15 protein-coding genes and 1 other RNA gene are annotated in these 14,410 nt (G+C 44.2%); 6 read left to right on the top strand and 10 right to left on the bottom strand.

The window, feature by feature from the left end; genetic code table 11:
- Positions 1 to 1,162: 1,162 nt before the first annotated feature.
- Together R7E00_RS15625 and R7E00_RS15620 are read right to left on the bottom strand one after the other, a co-directional pair.
- A complete protein-coding gene (locus tag R7E00_RS15625; protein ID WP_025625821.1) occupies positions 1,163 to 1,480 on the bottom strand; it encodes a helix-turn-helix domain-containing protein in 318 nt (105 codons plus the stop codon).
- A 36-nt stretch (positions 1,481 to 1,516) separates the two neighbouring features.
- Positions 1,517 to 1,669: a hypothetical protein gene (locus R7E00_RS15620; protein ID WP_155489880.1), complete on the bottom strand. Its 153-nt coding sequence runs from the start codon at positions 1,667 to 1,669 to the stop codon at positions 1,517 to 1,519.
- 677 nt (positions 1,670 to 2,346) lie between these two features.
- On the opposite strand from R7E00_RS15620, the gene R7E00_RS15615 reads away from it, so the two are divergent.
- The 4 genes from R7E00_RS15615 to R7E00_RS15600 all read left to right on the top strand — a co-directional run bounded on the left by R7E00_RS15615 (position 2,347) and on the right by R7E00_RS15600 (position 5,284).
- Positions 2,347 to 2,991 (top strand): recombinase family protein, encoded by a 645-nt coding sequence (locus R7E00_RS15615; protein ID WP_262606319.1) that lies wholly within the window; start codon positions 2,347 to 2,349, stop codon positions 2,989 to 2,991.
- Between the two features lie 147 nt (positions 2,992 to 3,138).
- Complete coding sequence (locus tag R7E00_RS15610) at positions 3,139 to 3,339, top strand: hypothetical protein (RefSeq protein ID WP_005479249.1); 201 nt, start codon at positions 3,139 to 3,141, stop codon at positions 3,337 to 3,339.
- A 667-nt stretch (positions 3,340 to 4,006) separates the two neighbouring features.
- Positions 4,007 to 4,618 (top strand): hypothetical protein, encoded by a 612-nt coding sequence (locus R7E00_RS15605; protein WP_029838792.1) that lies wholly within the window; start codon positions 4,007 to 4,009, stop codon positions 4,616 to 4,618.
- A 168-nt stretch (positions 4,619 to 4,786) separates the two neighbouring features.
- Positions 4,787 to 5,284, top strand: coding sequence for an RNase H family protein (locus R7E00_RS15600; protein ID WP_151514555.1), 498 nt, complete (start codon positions 4,787 to 4,789; stop codon positions 5,282 to 5,284).
- A gap of 50 nt (positions 5,285 to 5,334) precedes the next feature.
- Here the strand turns inward: R7E00_RS15600 and R7E00_RS15595 are convergent, their stop codons facing one another.
- The 3 genes from R7E00_RS15595 to smpB all read right to left on the bottom strand — a co-directional run bounded on the left by R7E00_RS15595 (position 5,335) and on the right by smpB (position 8,099).
- A complete protein-coding gene (locus R7E00_RS15595) occupies positions 5,335 to 7,068 on the bottom strand; it encodes a site-specific integrase (protein ID WP_262606318.1) in 1,734 nt (577 codons plus the stop codon).
- 111 nt (positions 7,069 to 7,179) lie between these two features.
- Positions 7,180 to 7,547: a transfer-messenger RNA gene (gene ssrA, locus R7E00_RS15590) on the bottom strand.
- Between the two features lie 66 nt (positions 7,548 to 7,613).
- Positions 7,614 to 8,099 (bottom strand): SsrA-binding protein SmpB, encoded by a 486-nt coding sequence (gene smpB, locus R7E00_RS15585; protein ID WP_005381642.1) that lies wholly within the window; start codon positions 8,097 to 8,099, stop codon positions 7,614 to 7,616.
- A 118-nt stretch (positions 8,100 to 8,217) separates the two neighbouring features.
- Between smpB and R7E00_RS15580 the strand changes: the two genes are divergently transcribed.
- Both R7E00_RS15580 and R7E00_RS15575 read left to right on the top strand, forming a co-directional pair.
- Positions 8,218 to 8,661, top strand: coding sequence for an SRPBCC family protein (locus tag R7E00_RS15580; protein WP_005381641.1), 444 nt, complete (start codon positions 8,218 to 8,220; stop codon positions 8,659 to 8,661).
- A complete protein-coding gene (locus R7E00_RS15575; protein ID WP_005381640.1) occupies positions 8,651 to 9,010 on the top strand; it encodes an RnfH family protein in 360 nt (119 codons plus the stop codon). Before R7E00_RS15580 ends, R7E00_RS15575 begins: the two co-directional genes overlap by 11 nt.
- A gap of 101 nt (positions 9,011 to 9,111) precedes the next feature.
- Here the strand turns inward: R7E00_RS15575 and bamE are convergent, their stop codons facing one another.
- The 5 genes from bamE to nadK form a co-directional block, all read right to left on the bottom strand.
- Positions 9,112 to 9,471, bottom strand: coding sequence for an outer membrane protein assembly factor BamE (bamE, locus tag R7E00_RS15570; protein WP_017820585.1), 360 nt, complete (start codon positions 9,469 to 9,471; stop codon positions 9,112 to 9,114).
- Positions 9,472 to 9,713: 242 nt separating this feature from the next.
- Positions 9,714 to 10,196, bottom strand: a complete 483-nt coding sequence (locus R7E00_RS15565) for a GNAT family N-acetyltransferase (RefSeq protein ID WP_154204810.1) — start codon at positions 10,194 to 10,196, stop codon at positions 9,714 to 9,716.
- 21 nt (positions 10,197 to 10,217) lie between these two features.
- Positions 10,218 to 11,882 carry a DNA repair protein RecN gene (recN, locus tag R7E00_RS15560; protein ID WP_005383750.1) on the bottom strand — a complete coding sequence of 555 codons (1,665 nt, stop codon included), beginning with the start codon at positions 11,880 to 11,882 and terminating at the stop codon, positions 10,218 to 10,220.
- 166 nt (positions 11,883 to 12,048) lie between these two features.
- Positions 12,049 to 13,239, bottom strand: coding sequence for a DUF3103 domain-containing protein (locus R7E00_RS15555; RefSeq protein ID WP_258481648.1), 1,191 nt, complete (start codon positions 13,237 to 13,239; stop codon positions 12,049 to 12,051).
- A gap of 265 nt (positions 13,240 to 13,504) precedes the next feature.
- Positions 13,505 to 14,389, bottom strand: coding sequence for an NAD(+) kinase (nadK, locus tag R7E00_RS15550; protein WP_053302984.1), 885 nt, complete (start codon positions 14,387 to 14,389; stop codon positions 13,505 to 13,507).
- Positions 14,390 to 14,410 lie beyond the last annotated feature (21 nt).

The following is a 14,410-nucleotide window of genomic DNA, read 5'->3' as shown; positions in this document are numbered from 1 at the left end:
GATTTCAGAAAGCATGAATGTTTGAAAAAAGAGACTATTTTAGTTGATACAAAAAAGGCCACCCGAAGGTGGCCTTTTCCAAACGTTTGGTGGAGCTGGCGGGATTCGAGAGTTCGTCGCCTTTCCTTCTGTAAGTCTCTGATATACAAGGAGGGTACACCAGTGGTTTACTCGAAATGTAGCACACCTTGTAGAACACTGCTAGTTCAGTTCAGTTCCCACTTTGGGAGTTGAATTACTTGATTAGAGAGCTGTTGAGTTTCGAACCATTCTAGCTTTTGCGCGATAGCGTTTATCAATTACTGACATCGAGTAAAGTCGGCCAAGCATACGATTTGTTATGTTTAGATGAAGTGCTCTTGGTGAGTCTTTGATTGATAGCCATTGCGTCATTTCACTCAAGAGATATTGGTGTTGTTGGTTCCGGACTTTTAGTAAGCTTCCTTGAACAACTACGCCCGTGATTAGCTTTGGTGATGTTGCACTATAAAGCTTAGTTTTGTTTGGGTGCATGCAGTGGTCGTACTTAGATATTATCCTTCTAGCACAAGAAGAAAATAGACGATTCACTTCCTTTCCTGAGAATGTTAAGTCATCGACGTAAACGGTCATTTTAACGTTGTGCTTTATGGATAGTTCGTTTAGCTCATTGAACATCGTATGATTTGCCCAGAACGCTAACGGCATACTCAGACGACTTCCTGTGGGAATGTGTGAATGAATAGTGCATAGGTCAGCTAATAGATCTGCCACATCAGGAGCGCACTTCATAACACCATAAAAGAAAGAAAAGACCATCCTCCTAGTTGTTGAAGGAAAGAATGAGCGAATATCAGTGGTCAGGACGTTGTGACTATCTATGTGTGCTTCTGCATTCGTTACGTTTGAAACCCCTTTCTTTCCTGAATGTAAGTAATCAGGAGTGTCGATTCGACATAAAAGGCTCGCGATTCGAGTATGCACCATGTCTAAACTTCGAGCTGGTTGCTGTATCTTTCTAGCTTTACCCCCTGAATTATCTTCGAATTCTTTGTAGTTTCCTTGGTCTGTGCGTAAAGCTCTAAGGGTCTGTAGGGAGTGATTTAGCACCTCTGCGAGACGCCGTTTAGTTCTGAGTTTATATAAGGGAGAGTCTTTAAGAGCGTAGAACTTGCCTCGCGTATCAATTTTGAGCTTTGTTTTTGTTTTGGGCATGTTCGTCAGTCATCCATTCCAAGATTTTTAAGGCTTTACCAGCGAGAGACTTTCTAATTATCTGACTATACTTCCTTTCCTTTTCTACAGTCTCTGAAAACAAGACTAAAGAAGATACTGGAAGCTCAAACATCAGCGCATATTTGTTTAGAAGTTCAGGGGATATTGGGCGTTGATTAGACTCTATTTCAGATAGCTCGGTCTTAGATATTCCTAGGGCGAAAGCAGTTTCCGAGGGGGACTTATTGTGGTACTTCCGTATCAGTCGCAAAGCTTTATGAAGCATGAAGTTTTCCTTTGAGTTGAAAGAGGGGAGAACACATTACTCACCGTCTCCCTCTAACCATCTTACGATGGCTACTAGAATGTTAAGAATCCTAGTGAGGGTAATGAAGCAAGTCCAAGCATAAGCTTTCCAGCTTTTCTTCGGCTTCTGGTTTTCCTGTGTCTGTTGTTCTGTATTTGTTTGGTTCATATGAACATCTCCTTGTGCCCTTGAAGCCGTAGACTTATGTCCACTGGAAAACTTCAAGGTTCGCCTCACAAAGAAGGGATGAACAACACTAGCTCCCATTTCACGAACCTTGTTCGTCAAAGGTTCGAAACCCGCCCGCGCTTTCGTTCTCAGTCTTATCCAGCAACCTGATGATGAACATCAAGCGACGGCGAAGGGAACACGCACGGGGGAAAAGGCAGAAAGTCCGAAACTTTCCTCGAGTTTGCACTCAGTTGATGGCGAGTTTCCCTCTTAACAAACACAATATTAGATTAGTTTATCTACTGATTGCATGTCAATGTGTTGAATATTAATTGGTGGATGAGGTTATGGCATATGTGATGTTGGGCGTTTTAGCTCTAATGATTTTGTGTAAAAAATCTGAGTGCTTGTATACATAATGCGCTTACTTGGTTTTCCCCCATGCCCCTTTAGCATACCTGCGGCTCTATGTTTCGATAGAGCTATTGCCAGCTTATGTCTAACTTTAAATGTATGAGTTGGAATACTCTTATCAAAGGTTGAGTGCAATAGATTATGCCCAAATGCATACACTCTAAGGGTGTTATTTTTGTATGCTTTAGGTGTTGACTTGTCGATATGCATATAGCAAGTTAAGCATACAGTAACCTAAAGCACTCGTTCGAGGTATGACAATGACAACTCAATCCAATGACAGCAACTCAATGGTCTTTGCTTATGTCCGTGTGTCGACTAAGGAGCAGAACGTAGATAGCCAATTGAGTGACATCTCAAAGCTCTACCCTGATGCGGAGATTACGACAGAGAAAGTGTCGGGTACTGTGCCAGCTAAAGAGAGGGCAGGGCTATCGGTTCTTTTTGGTAAGCTACGTAAAGGAGATACTCTAGTCGTATGGTGGGTTGACCGTTTAGGGCGTGACTATCGAGACGCTGAATCGACTATACGTGAGCTTCTCGACAGGGGTGTGTGCATTAAGACTATCAACCAAGGTCTGACGTTCTCATACTCAAGCAAAGATGATGAAATGCAGAACATGGTCACTGACATCCAGATTACCATGCTCACGGCTATGGCTGCGGCAGAGCGTAAGAATCGCTTAGCGTCGGCTGAGGCTGGAAGACAAGCGCTTAAAGCTAACCCTGCGAAGTGGGCTGAGAAGTTCCAAGGACGCAAAGCTAATACCAAGCAGCATCAGCGTATCATTGAGTTGTTACTTGAGGGAAAGTCTATCCGTGGTGTCGCTCAGGAGCTTGGCTGTAATGCAAGTACCGTACAGAGAGTGAAGAAGAAGGCGGTTGAAGCTGGCACCGTGTTCTAAGTGTCGGCTGTTTGAACAATAAGTACTCACTTAGCAAGCTCTTGCGTGACCATATTCAAGTTATTGCACTCACTAGTGACTACACATAACACAACCAAGTTGAGTTTCGGTATCTTTAGCTCACCTTAAGCACAAAGGAGCATTGATATGAACGACGTCTTAACTATTAAAGCCTCTAATCATCTTGATACTCAAACGCTGCTTACAACGCAAGACTCGCAGCTTCACCAAGAGGTGTGGGGGCATGTTAAAGCGTTAGTAGAGCTTGGTGTCTTTGAGGACGCTACAAATGGCATTGAGAATGTCTTAGCGCCTTACATGGCGGAGGTTAACGCCGAGCTTATCTAGGTCACTTGGGCGGGTGCAACGCCTGCCCTTGTCTGTCTTAGTTGGGTCAAACCATCGAGGTATCAACGCTCTCCTCCCCTGCCTTTACGCTCTCTTTGAGTCTCAACGCAATGCCAATCGAATTACGACTGCCTATAGGGCGCAGCCCGATACGGTGAGTCTGACAGGATGTTAATAACCTGTAATTACGACTGCCTATAAGAACAAACCCAATGCGGACTGTAGCCGCCAAACCACAGCAAGAAGTCACACATCAGAGTCACGCACTGAGTGGGCTTCAAGGCCATCACCTCGTTACCTCTCGGCTTCATAGAGAGTGAGTCTTAATGCCTTGGGCAAGCAGAGAGACAAAGAGCAATACATGCACCAGACGCAAAGCTTAAGAGTTCTCTTTATCTTTAAGGGAAGCTTTAAGCTTGTAAGACGTGCTGGTGTAGGGCGTGGATACTTAAAGTCTGTCTTTAAGATGTGATTGTAGTTATTAACAATAACAATCACTTACTTAGAGCTTAACTTAAAGTAGTTCTTAGAGAGACTTTAAGCTCTGCGCCTTCCTATCAATCATCGTCCTTTCTACCCAACCCTAAGTAACTACTCAATGCCTTTCTTATATATGTTGCAGTCTTGCAGGATTGTTCTGTAATTTATTGTTTTTAAAGGACTTGATATGACGTATGTAAACAACTCAAAGCTGAAAGCTAAGCTTGCTTGTGCACTTGAGTACTCAGACCTTAGTCGTCGCCAGATGGCCGTCTTTGATAACGCCTGTCGTTTGTCTGGGGTAGGTCGAGGGCTGTCTAGAAGCCGAATCTTTCGATTGCTTCAGACGCTCGATACACTTACCTATGACAGTCTTGAAAGGCGTCTTAATGTCAGTCTCAAAGCACTAAGCCGCGAGTCGTATTCAAAGCGCACCATTGCGTTGTACTTATCTGTTTGCCGTAAGGTAGCGTCTCAGTTAGCACAAATGTATGGGATACCTCGTCATGAGACAACAATCCCTGAAAGTGAGTCTCAGTACTGGCTCAGTGTTAGCGACAAGCGAGTCTTTACTGTTGCTGAACGAATGCTACCGAAAGGGGCAAAGTATCTTATCGTGTCGATGTCGACGCTTGAAGAAGCTCTAAGGCTCAAGCCTCGTACTATTCGAGAGTCGCTAAAGCGGCTTGACCACCACGGCTATATCGTGTGTTTAGGTGGTGATGAAGGTGCGAACTACAGCATTACCTTTAAACGCTCGATACATGCCACATCAGCGCTATCACTCCAAGCAGCCTGATTAACCCTCAGATCTCCACAACCCACAATAGGCCACCACAAGGTCTACTTCACTTCAAACCCAACGCTTAACCGCAAAGCCATGCTGTCAGCTAGTCACTACGAGTCTTTCGTTGGTGTAGTTGGCTATGTGGGGCTTTCGGTGTGGCTTTACGATTAAGGACTCAATATGAATACACAGCTTCAAACGATACATCTATTACACAACGCTCAGCACCCACTAAGTATCTATTGCGATGGTTCAGCACCAGACAATCAGCACGGGTGTCTTCAAGGGGGTGTTGGTGTCGCTGTTTACGACGCTCTTGGACATTGCATTCAGGAGTACTCATCCTCCGTTCGCAGGGCTGGTGGTGTCACCAGTCAAAGGGCTGAGCTTCTGGCTCTCATCATTGCCTTACTTGTAGCTGGTGAGGGGGACAATGTCTTTAGTGACAGTCAGTACTGTGTGCGGGGCTTCAATGAATGGCTTGATAGCTGGAAGCGTAACGCTTGGCGCAACTCAAGCAAGAAGCCTGTCGCTAATCAGGACTTATGGATGCTGATAGATGAGCTTAAAGCTATTCGTCCACGTGTTAGCGTTGAGCACGTAGCTGGTCACTCTGGCGTCAAAGGTAATGAGCATTCAGACTGCTTAGCGAGACAAGCAGCCGAAGGTAAAATGTAAAATGAAAGGTAACACTTGGGTAGACGTCAGGTGTTACCTTTTAATTCGTACTAGTTAGATAGTACATAGGGCTTTATGTCGAAGTCGAACGTAATGTTGTCCAATATAGGAGCTAATGCTGATGCGACATAAGCTTTACCATACCGTCCAAACGTTTCACTTCCGTCCCCATGACCCACATAGGCTGCTGCATGACTGCGGGATACGCCTGATTGCTTCAGGGCGTTGATGAAAGTGTGCCTGAAAGAATGGTAAGCCTTATGTTCGTTCTTGGCGTTAGGCAGCACTTTGTCGCGGAAGCGAGCAAACCATTTGGATGGTGCTTGTCCATACCCATCTCTTCCTCTCTTAAGCTCAGGAAAGACGCGCTCATGAGTGAGGTTCTGTACGTAGTCAACGAATCCTAGTTCAATTAATTTAGGGTGCAGTGGAATAGTGCGAATTGAACTCATATTCTTGGTTTTCTGGTCTTCTTGAGTATTGGTGATGGTCATAGTCCAAAGTCCGCTCTCATCATCTCTACGAACGTCACATACATGCAACTGACACAACTCGTTGAGACGAGCACCTGTATAAAGCCCTAGTACAGGTAGCCAGTAATAGTGTGGGTGTTTACTCTTACCTCCTTGGAAGTATGGATGCTGAAATAGGGTCTTTAAGTCAGACTCAGTGAAAGCGCTACGCTCAGCAGATGCCTTTTTCTTGGTCTTTACTTTGAGTCCTTTAAAGGCATTCTTGGACGCGTACTCATTCAACACGCACCAGTCGAAGAATGAGCTAACACCAGTCATTGTGTCATTTGCTGTGCTTACTGCCATCGGTGTCGGTTTGAGAGCAATGACATCATCAACAGGTAAGCCCTTAAAGCTCGACACTTTGTTGAGGTTCGCTGGTAACTGCAAGAGTTTATCCTTGAACATCAAAGCATCAGCACGCTTGAGAGAGTCAATAGGACGGTCGCCCAAGATGTATAGCATGAGTCGCATACGAGCCTTGTAGCTTTCAAAGGTCTTGGGTTGCATGTTGTCTTTTTCTCTATCCTTGAGGTAAAGCTCTACGCATTCAGATAACAGCAAGCTTTGATGTTCGCTCTCCGTCGGAGCTTGCGTTCCCCTTAGCTCATGAAGGTAGGTATCAGACGCATTAGGTAACTCAAGACGCTCTGCCATCACATCCGTGAGCTGAGTAGTTAATGAGGATAGTCCTTGTATCGACTTTCTACAGCTCTCGATGACAAGTTGTCTTTGATTTTCAAATGGTTGCTCTACAAAGTACTCGTAGTGCTCTGACTCCATCGCACCCTCAATGATACGCCACGAGCGCGAAAGCTTGGCGTCATACTCACTCAATCTATTTTCGGCAAGGTCGCACATGAGTTCGCATAAATCATCTCTCATTGCCTCAATACCCGTAAAGACGCTCTCACGCTCCTTTAGTGGCGCAGTAAAGACTTGTGCGTGTAGTAAGCTCTGAGTTCCTACTAGGTTGCCAGACGTCGCTTGAGTGATTTCTTTGTGTTGAGCTTGGCTAGCTTTGACGTCAACGAGCACCTCAAGTGGGTTACTTGCGTAGCCTTTAGGTTTGCTTGTCGTTGTTGCGAGAGTCTCATGCTGCGCAAATAGGACGTCATGCTCTACAGATAGCTGACGCGCTCTAACACGAGCTTCTGCGACAGACTTGGTGCGCAGTGAGATTTTGATGGACTTTTTGTTGCCAAAGAATGGCTGAGAGTGGGTTGGGATACGGCGTTGATAGTACCAGTTACCGTTTGCCCGTTGTGTCATGTGCAAAGTGTCATCTCCGTCCATATGTAGAACAGGATGTACCTCAATTTCTCTTTTCATAGGCATATATAAAAAGAAAGCCCCTGAAAAATCAGAGGCTTACATGATGTTTGGTGGAGCTGGCGGGAGTTGAACCCGCGTCCGAAAACCGTTCATCATTGGTACTACATGCTTAGTCGATCTTTAATTTCGCCATCCACCTGCGAACCGACACGCTAATGAATGACTAGCCTGAATTAAAATTCGCCGTTCATCTCTCAGGCGGGAGAATCCGGGCTAGCGCGTTTGGGTTTGATCCCTCGTTATTCCCCGTCTTACGTGCGGAAGCTAGGGCGAGAGAGCTCTTAGCAGGTTATTAAGCTGCTAGTGCGTAGTTTTCGTCGTTTGCGACTATTTTTTTGCGGTTTGTTAACGAGGCCTACCGCACCTCGGCATGCACCTCAGACTTCTGAATTCCCGTCGAATCCTAAATCAGCCCCAGGTAATATTCGCATAGTAACAGAAAAGCATTGGCTGTCCAGTACTATGCGTTTAAGTGGTCAAGATTAACGCAGCGCGCTCTTCATTACGCGTGCTTTTTCTCTTGCCCAGTCTTTTTCTTTTAGATCCGTACGTTTATCGTGCAGCTTTTTACCTTTTGCTACGCCAATTTTTAGTTTCACCCAAGAGCGAGACCAGTACAGTGAGAGGGCCGTTAATGTCATACCTTCACGGTTTACACGTCCGAATAGGTTATCCAGCTCACGACGACTCATTAGTAGTTTACGCACACGTGTAGGGTTCGCCACAACGTGTGTCGATGCCTGATTTAAAGGAGTGATTGTCATGCCACTCACAAAGGCTTCACCGTCACGCATAAATACGTAACTTTCAGAAATATTGGCTTTACCTTGGCGAAGGGCTTTCACTTCCCAACCTTGGAGCTCCAAGCCAGCTTCGATTTCATCATCGATGAAATACTCGTGGCGAGCTTTTTTATTCAGCGCGATAGTATTGCTACCCGCTTTTTGTTTCGTTTTTTTCTTTGCCATAATAGCGACATTATACGGGTTGGATATCGGATAGGAAATCCTTTTATTTGCGCAATCGTGGAATAAAAGTAAAATTGGCAGGAGCTTTAAATCTGTACATGTATCGATAGGAGTATGTATGAAGCAAGTCAGCCGTTCTGCGCTTGTGTCTTTTAGTGCTGAACAGATGTTCAATCTGGTTAACGATGTTGCTAAATACCCTGAGTTTCTGCCTGGTTGCTCGGGCTCTAGAATCATTGAGTCTTCGGGTAATGGTATGGTGGCTTCTGTCGATGTGGCGAAGGCTGGTATCAGCAAAACGTTTACTACTTCAAATGAGCTGATCCCAGGCCAAGCAATTATGATGAACTTGGTGGATGGCCCGTTTAAGACGTTGCGTGGTGGTTGGATTTTTACCGCGCTAGATGAGCAAGCTTGCAAGGTTGAACTAAAGCTTGAGTTTGAATTCTCAAGTAAAATGATTGAGATGGCCTTCGGTAAGATTTTTAACGAGCTTACTAGTAATATGGTAAATGCATTTACTAAACGCGCAAAACAGGTCTACGAGTGTTATGAGTATTGAGTCAGATATGATTCACGTTGAGGTTGTCTATGCTCTTCCTCATGAACAGCGTGTATTTAACTTAGTGGTAAATAATCACGCAACGGTAGAAGAGATCATTCGACAATCCGGTGTATTGGAGTTGTACCCTGAAATTGATTTGTCCAAGAACAAAGTGGGTGTGTTTAGTCGTAACGTGAAGTTGGATGCGACCGTTCGAGATCGAGACCGAATAGAGATTTATCGTCCGTTACTCGCCGATCCGAAAGAGATTCGCCGTAAACGGGCGGAGCAGGCTAAAGCCGAGGGGAGTGCAGACCCAGTCACCGGTGGCAAGCCTAGTTCTGTACGTAAAAATAAGCAGGATTAATATAAACCCAATAGCTCATGTGAGTTACTCAAAGTTTGACTAACGTGATTTCTATATAATAAAAAACCTCCCAAACGGGAGGTTTTTTTGCAAAAGTCAGTTTACTGAATTTGCTCGTAAAATGCGTCACTTTTTGGAAAGTCACCACTGATGTCTGCGAGTGTGCCTTGGTCATTAAAGTTTACAATCAGATCTTTCTGTACTGGTTCGCCATGGCCAGGAGTATGATGATAGATGTAATACCAAGTGTTTGGATAGCCGTTTTCAATAAGCATTGGCGACCCTAATACGAAGCGAACCTGTGCTTTAGTCATCCCAAACTTTAATTTATCAACCGCACTTTGTTCTACATAGTTGCCTTGGTTGATATCAATACGATAAACCAGTCTTTCCAATACCGAACATCCTGTCAGCAATGTCATTGCTAATGGTACGGCAACTAACCACTTCTTTAATTGCATAATAATTTCTTAGTAACCTTTAAAATACTGCGCTGATAATAAACAAGCTCGACGCAGATGTAAAAAGCTATGCGTCGTATGGTAGACAATCTGACAACGAATTTTGAGTTGAGTTGCATTTATTCACCGATATTAGGCGGTAAATGTCACCACATGACGTATTAGTTAGGTGACGAAGAGCACATTTCAATCGGAGGTAGGGTGATGGACGCTTTCAGCGGTGAGCCAAGCCTAGTGACTCGTTAGTCGGTTTTGGCGAATTCGCGTAATGCATCACCTGAAAAACGATAATACTCTTTTTCATGAATTAGTGTTGCACCAATTGAGCGGTAAAACTGACCTGCGGTAGGGTTACTACTTTCAGCTGTCCAGTCCAACCTTTGGCATCCACACTTGATCGCCAAAGATGCCAGATACTTCATTAACTTGAGACCAACCCCTTTTCCTCGAACCTTCGAAGATACGAACAGATCTTTTAAGTACATCTGTCCTGAGAGTTTTGGGGCAGGGAGCATGACGGTATAAGATGCAAAGCCTACGACGTCATCATTATCGTAAACCGCAATGATATTAACACCAGAATGTTCAGAGAAGACTTGGCTCTTTAGATAATGGACCAGATCGTGTTTTGATGAAGCTTTTTCTTTGAAGTAGTAATGTTCTAACTCAATAAAAATAGGGATGAGATCTAAGCAGTTGGTTTTGTGTATTGCTCTGATATCCATATCTCATCCCTTGTCGATTTATTAAGCGGCGATAAGCAGTTCTTTTGCGTTTGCCAACGTTGAGTCGGTTATTTGACTACCACCAAGTAAGCGAGCTAATTCTGCCACACGTTGTTGTTCATCTAATGCGTGCATTTGGGTTTCGGTTTGGCCTGCTTTGGTTTGCTTAGCAACAAACATTTGTTGATGGCCGCATCCGGCAACTTGAGGGAGGTGAGTGACACACAATACTTGAGTAGATTCGCCAAGCTTGCGTAGCATTTTGCCCACTACGGCAGCTGTTGGGCCACTAATACCTACGTCCACTTCATCGAAGATTAAACTTGGTGTATCTACTTTCTGAGCGGTGATCACTTGGATAGCTAGAGAGATACGTGATAGCTCACCGCCTGACGCAACTTTTGCTATAGGTTGCAATGGTTGTCCCGGGTTGGTCGATACTAAGAAGCACACGCTGTCCATGCCAAGCGGCGATGGGTGCGTGTTGTCATTGCTAACTTCGATACTGAATACTGCTTTCTCCATGCTCAATTCGTGCATGCTTTGTGTGATCAGTTTGTTCAGTTCTTTTGCGTAACGGCTGCGTGATTTGTGCAGTTTTTCTGCTTGTGTTAGAAAGCTTTGGTACTTGTGTTCTACTTCTTGAGCAAGTTCATCTAAACGTTCATCGGAGCAATCTAACGCTTCTACTTGGGCCAGAAGATCTTGATGATGCTGGTAGAGTTCTTCTGGCATTACGTGGTGTTTACGAGCTACAGACATCACTTTAGAAAAACGTTCTTCTACATAAGCCATACGAGCTGGATCAACATCGATGCCATCTAAGTAGCTGCGTAATTCATTCTTCGTTTCTTCAAGTTGAATCATCGCTTCTGACAGCATGTTAGGTAGCTCAGATAGCTTTTCATCTAATTCGGCTAATTGAATTAGGGAGTGATTGGCCGATTGCAAAATACCAAGCGCATTGACTTCTTCACCTTCGTAAATAAGTTCGATGGCTTGCTGACAGGTAGTGGCGAGTTCACCACTGTTGGATAGTCGTTTATGCTCTTGCTCGAGCTCTGCAAATTCTTCTTCACCTAGCGATAACTCATTCAGTTCTTTGATTTGGTATTCAAGCAACTGTTTTTGCGCCTGGTTTTGCTGGCTATTTTCTTTTAGCTGCTTGAGGTTATTATCCGCCTGACGCCAATGCTGGTAAGCACTTCGTGTGCTTTTTAGTAGGTTTAAATGCCCAGCATATTGGTCGAGCATGGCCATTTGGTGCTCACTTTTCATCAATTGATGATGAGCGTGCTGCCCATGGATATTGATAAGTAGCTGCCCTAGAGATTTGAGTTGTGATAGTGGAACAGGGCTGCCATTAATGAAGGCTCTTGAGCGGCCTTCTTTTGTGATAATACGACGCAAAATACACTCACTGCCATCTAGCAGATCGTTATCTTCTAACCAACGTGTTGCATGTAAGTTGTTGTCCAATAAAAAAGCGGCGCTAACTTCGGTTTTCTCTTCACCTTGTCGCACCATGCCGGCATCGGCTCGTCCGCCTAAGCAGAGCCCTAAAGCATCGATAGCAATGGATTTACCCGCGCCTGTTTCACCTGTAATGGTGGTCATGCCCTTAGAAAGCTCGAGTTGTAAAGACTTAACAATCGCAAAATTATTAACACTTAGATGAGCCAGCATTTTATTTACCTGTATAACCGAACAATACTGTATAAGAGAACAGTATATACTGTTTCTTTATACAGTAAAGTCAGGTGAGGAAAATTTTCTTTGTAGGCTGTTTTTTTGTGATGAAGTGGGAAAAATGAGCCGATGTGATTACAACGACTCATTAAAATTGAACAGGTTACGGACGAGTTGGGTTAATCGTTAGTGGTTTTAGTGTGACGACTGCATTCACACCTGCACCTGGGTGATCTACGTATGAAGTATCTTGCATTAGAGTGTAGTAAACGTCGACGAAGTCATCATCATTCGTGAGTACACCATCGGGGATAGTGTCGATGATCTTGTTCGTGATTTGCGGAATAATCGCGTAAGCCTGAACTTCTGGATCTGGAATCGCTTTCAATACTTCTTCGGCAACTTGAACAAGGAGTTTTGCCAATTGTTTATAGTCTGTGCCGTCATCTTGCTCCATGAGCACAATGTCTGCCGCACCCCAGCGGTAACGAGACCAGTGAATAATGATCTGATTTGGATAGTAATCTTGGTTATCGTAGTCTAAGTATGGAAGCTCCACCAAATCGAGAGTAGGTTCATCACGACTTGGATTGACGCCCGTTACGATAGCGTAGATTTCTGCCTTGCCAGAGATCCAAGGTTCTTTGTCATCGGCTAGACGGATCTTTTTCAACTGCGTGGTTTGAATTGGAGCCGCTTCGCCCACTGCGCTACTTGACAATAACGGTGTATTTTGGCGTTGTTCATCAGCAATATATGGTTGAACTAAAGCTGGTTGACCGAGTTTTTTCATCTCAGCTTGCATAGCTTGCAAGCCTGCTTTTAGCTCTGCAGAGCTATTGTTATCAACGACAAGTACAGGTACCTCAGGGAGCTGGTAAACATCGAGTTGATGGATGTTGCCATAAACATCAAATGCTTCGATGTATTGCCAATTCTCATCATCACCACTTGGTTCAAACGCAAATAATGGCTCGACCTCGCCACTTTGCCATGCTGTTATCATGGCTTCATTTGCCAAGCGAACTTCTAACAACTGATCTGAGTATTCAGAAATACCTTTCCAGCTACGAATTTGAGTGTCAGCTTGTACAAGCTGGCGGCTGAACTCTGAGTTAGGGTTTTGCTTAACAAATGCTGATACAGACACGTTAGTCTGTTGCGGAGTAATATCTCTTCTCAACATGGGTTCAATGGCAGCATAGTTCTCACTCAATTGTTGAGCTAGGGCACGCTTCGTCTTAGTGATATCTTCCGCTTTTGCGTTGGATACACTGTTGACTTGCGTTTCCTCTGATTGACAGCCAATAAGTGCTAATGTACTGAGAACAGACAGAATGATGGTTTTCTTCATAATATGTCCTTTATTGATTGTATGAAATAGAGTTAATACTCTATTCATGGTGAGAATATCACCGGACATAGATCATTGAATTTGCTTTTCTATCTTTTGTGTAAAGTTTGCCCACAGGATCAAAATTTATAAGCTTCTCTTTAATGATGACAAATATCGTGTCGCCTCACTACTTTGTGTCTATTTCTTGTCTAAGAAAGCCAAAAGCCAGTAGCAATTGAGCTGCTGGCTTTTTTATTGAAGTTATTACCCTGAGTAACAAGTGTTAGAACAATTTACTAGACCAGCCAAGCTTATTCCGTAAGACGTGATAGTAGCTGTAGTCTTTTGGATGGATGAGCTTTAGTACATTTGGACTTTGATAGATGTGAATTTCGTCGCCAGGGGTAACTGGAAGTGAGACTTGTCCATCACAGCTAACTTCTTGTGTTCCACGGTTTTCTGGTGATACCACCAATTTAATTCGACGTTTTCCATCAACCACCAAAGGTCGACTCGACAATGTATGAGGGAACATTGGCACGAGTGAAATGGCATTCAAGCTAGGAGAAAGAATTGGGCCGCCGCCAGAAAGTGAATATGCCGTCGAGCCAGTCGGAGTGGAGACAATCAAACCGTCGGCCCGTAAAGAGAAGGCGAAGCTTTCATCAATATACACTTCAAATTCAATCATATGAGCAATTTGCCCTGGGTGAAGTACGGCTTCGTTTAGCGCAGCGTTATGGCTCTTTATTTGTCCGTGGCGGTGTACTTCCGCCTCTAAAAGAAAACGCTCCTCTTCAATGTACTCACCGTCGAGTACCGCTTGCAGAGACGCTTGGAAGTCGTCTGGGTTCAAGTCAGTTAAGAAGCCCAAATTTCCGCGGTTCACGCCTATAACTGGTACATCAAATCGGGATAAAATTCTTGCTGCACCTAGCATGTTGCCATCGCCACCAACCACAATGGCTAGATCGGCATTTTTTCCTAGTTCAACTAAGCTAGCAAACTGACTCTGTGGGATATCATCCAGTATTGCGGCAAGGCGATCGTCAATGAATACTTTATAGTCCTCAGAGGTCAACCATTGGTACAACTCTTTATGAGTTTGAATTGCTTGTTGATCTCTTGGTTTTCCGATAATCGCGATCACGTTACATGGATTTTTCATAGCATTTCCGCATTAAAGAGG

It is taken from the genome of Vibrio sp. Vb1755 (assembly GCF_033338635.1).
In the GTDB taxonomy this organism is placed as follows: Bacteria; Pseudomonadota; Gammaproteobacteria; order Enterobacterales; family Vibrionaceae; genus Vibrio; species Vibrio alginolyticus.
This window is presented reverse-complemented; position numbering and strand designations above follow the sequence as displayed.